Source organism: Pseudodesulfovibrio pelocollis, assembly GCF_030282845.1.
Classification (GTDB): Bacteria; Desulfobacterota; Desulfovibrionia; order Desulfovibrionales; family Desulfovibrionaceae; genus Pseudodesulfovibrio; species Pseudodesulfovibrio pelocollis.
This window is the reverse complement of record NZ_JASTWE010000089.1, coordinates 1-3,077: the sequence shown is the minus strand read 5'-3', so window position 1 is coordinate 3,077 and position 3,077 is coordinate 1. Positions and strand designations below refer to the sequence as shown.

Annotated in this window: 5 protein-coding genes; all 5 read left to right on the top strand. The window is 61.4% G+C overall.

Annotated features, from left to right (window positions below):
• Positions 1 to 28: 28 nt before the first annotated feature.
• From QQS14_RS16225 to QQS14_RS16205, 5 genes are read left to right on the top strand one after another with little or no spacing between them, the layout of a single operon-like run.
• Positions 29 to 292, top strand: coding sequence for a hypothetical protein (locus QQS14_RS16225; protein ID WP_285908060.1), 264 nt, complete (start codon positions 29 to 31; stop codon positions 290 to 292).
• Between the two features lie 5 nt (positions 293 to 297).
• Positions 298 to 654, top strand: coding sequence for a nucleotide pyrophosphohydrolase (locus tag QQS14_RS16220; RefSeq protein ID WP_285908059.1), 357 nt, complete (start codon positions 298 to 300; stop codon positions 652 to 654).
• Positions 655 to 656: 2 nt separating this feature from the next.
• The gene (gene queD / locus QQS14_RS16215; RefSeq protein ID WP_285908058.1) at positions 657 to 1,037 is read left to right on the top strand and encodes a 6-carboxytetrahydropterin synthase QueD; all 381 of its coding nucleotides are present in this window, start codon (positions 657 to 659) and stop codon (positions 1,035 to 1,037) included.
• A 37-nt stretch (positions 1,038 to 1,074) separates the two neighbouring features.
• The gene (gene dtd, locus QQS14_RS16210) at positions 1,075 to 1,539 is read left to right on the top strand and encodes a D-aminoacyl-tRNA deacylase (protein WP_285908057.1); all 465 of its coding nucleotides are present in this window, start codon (positions 1,075 to 1,077) and stop codon (positions 1,537 to 1,539) included.
• Between the two features lie 39 nt (positions 1,540 to 1,578).
• Positions 1,579 to 3,009, top strand: a complete 1,431-nt coding sequence (locus QQS14_RS16205; protein WP_285908056.1) for a sensor domain-containing diguanylate cyclase — start codon at positions 1,579 to 1,581, stop codon at positions 3,007 to 3,009.
• The last annotated feature ends 68 nt before the right edge of the window (positions 3,010 to 3,077 follow it).

Below are 3,077 nucleotides of genomic sequence, written 5' to 3'. Positions count from 1 at the left end.
ACACTAGAACTCAATATGGAGAACAAACATGATCGATTTTATTGGTTTTCTCCTAAACGTCTTCGGTTTAATACTCGCAACCTATCAACACATCTTCCCATTCAAAGGTGATCCTTACTTTTCTAGTGGAGCTATCAATGCTGGCGGAACTACAAAAACACGCGAATACATTACATGGCAATCCCGCTCTCGCATTATAGTCATAATTGGAGCAGGTTGCGTATTTGCTGGAACAGTCATTCTTGGTCGAGCAGTGATTATTAGTTTGCTTTCAACTCTTTCAGCACAATGAACTACATGGATTCGCTCAAACAACTAACCGCTCGGCTCCGCCGATTCGTCGAGGAACGCGACTGGCAGCGCCATCAGTCGCCCAAGAATCTGGTCATGGCCCTGACAGCCGAGGTGGGCGAGTTGGTGGAGCATTTTCAGTGGCTGGGCGAGGCCGAGAGCCGGGAAATCGGCGGGGACACGAAACACGCCGTGGCCATGGAGATGGCGGATGTGCTCATCTATCTGACCCGCATGGCCGACGAGCTGGGCATCGATCTGGTTGCCGTCGCCCACGAAAAATGCGACGACAACGACCGCAAGTATCCAAGGGACGCATTCCGGGGCGCGTATCGCCGCCCGGACCAGGACAAGGAGAGATGAAAATGGCTGGCAAGTGGCGTCTGACCATCACCCGGGATTTTTCCGCCTCGCACCAGCTGCGCAACTACGGCGGCAAGTGCGAGCACATGCACGGCCACAACTTCGGGGTCGAGGTGGTGGTTGAGGGCGACAGGCTCGACGACAACGTCCACTACCTGATGGACTTCAAGGAACTCAAGGGGCTGACCTCGGCCGTGCTCGATCGTCTCGACCACAAGCACCTCAACGAGGTCGAATGCTTCACCGAGCTGAACCCCTCTTCCGAAAACCTGGCCATGTTCATCTACCGCGAGCTCAAGGATTCCCTGCCGAAGCACGTCCGGCTGGCCGAGGTCTCGGTGTCCGAAAAGGACTCGTCCAAGGCCACCTACTGGGAAGACTGATGTCCGGCAGACACAAGAGCATCGGCGGAGAGCAGCCGTGCGCCTGATCATCCAGCGAGTCACCGAGGCGGCGGTCCAGGTGGACAATGCCACGGTCGGCGAGATCGCCACCGGCCTCGTCGTGCTGGTGGGGTTCGGCCATGCCGATACATTGGCCCTGCCCGGCTCGCCTGTCTGGCGCAAGCTCCTCGACAAGCTCATCGGGCTGCGCATATTTCCCGATGACCAGGGCCGGTTCAACCGCTCCCTGGCAGACATCGAAGGCGGGCTGCTCCTGGTCCCGCAGTTCACCCTGTATGCAGACTGCCGCAAGGGCCGCCGCCCGTCCTTCACCGACGCCTGCGCGCCCGAGGTGGCCACCGCCCTCTTCGACCGCTTGGTGGCCGACGCCCGGGCCTGCGCCCCCGGCCCGGTGGCCTGCGGCGAGTTCGGGGCAGACATGCGCATCCGCCTGACCAACTGGGGCCCCGTGACCATCACCCTCGACTCGGACCTGCTCTAACCCATTGTCATGCGACTCCCGCTACCATATATAGGCCGCATGTCGGTCAAGACCAAGCTGCTCATCGCCCTGTCAATCATCCTGCTGGCGTCATTTGCCGCCACCAGTGTCATCAACTACACGGTCACGCGCGATTCCATCCGCGAGGAACTGATCAATTCCTCCCTGCCGCTGACGGGCAAGAACATCTATTCCGAAATCCACTCGGCCATGATGCGGCCCATCCTCATCTCCTCGTCCATGGCCAACGACACCTTCCTCAAGAGCTGGGTCGTGGACGGCAAGCGCGATCCTCTGGATATCGTCATATATCTTGAGGAGTTGCGGTCAAAGCATGGCTTCCTCACCGCCTTCTTCGTCTCGGCCGCGTCAGACAAGTATTATTACAATCGGGGAATACTCAAACGCATCAGCCCGCGCGATTCCCACGATGTCTGGTATTACGCCTTTGTCGGCTCGGGCAAGGAATACGACCTGGTCGTTGACACGAACCAGGCCGAGGAGAACAAGCTGACCATCTTCGTCAACTTCCGGCTGGAGGATGCCCAGGGCCGCCTGCTGGGCGTCACCGGCGTGGGCGTGAGCATGGACAACGCCATCACCCTGCTCGAGGACGCCCGCCGGGACTACGGCCGCAACGTCTTCCTCACGGATCAGGACGGCCTTGTCCAGGTGCATACCGACAGAACGCGCATCCAGCGCATGTACATCACCGAGACCCCTGGCATCGCCGCCGTGGCCCCGGCCATCCTCGAACCCCACGAGGACGCGCGCACCTTCGAGTACGACCTCGCCAGCGACCACATCCTGCTCTCGGCCCGCTACCTGCCCGAATTCCAGTGGCATCTCATCGTGGAGCAGGACGAGGGCGCGGCCCTGGCCACGGCCCGGCACAACCTCATCCGCACTCTGTCCGTGGGCCTTGGCGCATCCCTGCTCATCATTTTCCTGTGCGTGCTCACGGTCAACCACTTCCAGGCCCGGCTGGAGCGCATGGCCAAGACCGACCCCCTGACCGGCGCAGCCAACCGCCGCGCCCTGCAAGAGCGGTTCGAACTGGCCCATTACACGGCAGGACGCAACCACACGCCCTTCTCGGCCATTGTCATCGACCTCGACGGGTTCAAGGCCATCAACGACACCCTGGGCCACATCGAGGGCGACACCGTGCTCAAGGCCGTGGCCTCGGCCATCACCCGCACCCTGCGTCCCACAGACCTCCTGGTCCGCTGGGGTGGCGACGAATTCATCATCCTCATGGAGGGCACTGCCGATGCGGCAGGCGTGGTGGCCGAGCGCATCCGCGCCTTCATGCCGGCCGCGCCCTCGGGCGAGCCCCTCTCCTTCAGCTACGGCATCGCCCAGTTCGAGGAGGGCGACGACCTCAACGCCCTGACCCAGCGGGCGGACGAGGCCATGTACCGGGCCAAGACCACCGGCAACCACTGCGTGATCACCGACCAAGCCTGATATCCTGCCCCGCATCCACACAAAAGCGGCGACACCCGTAGGTGCCGCCGCTTTTCATGTCCGCCCTG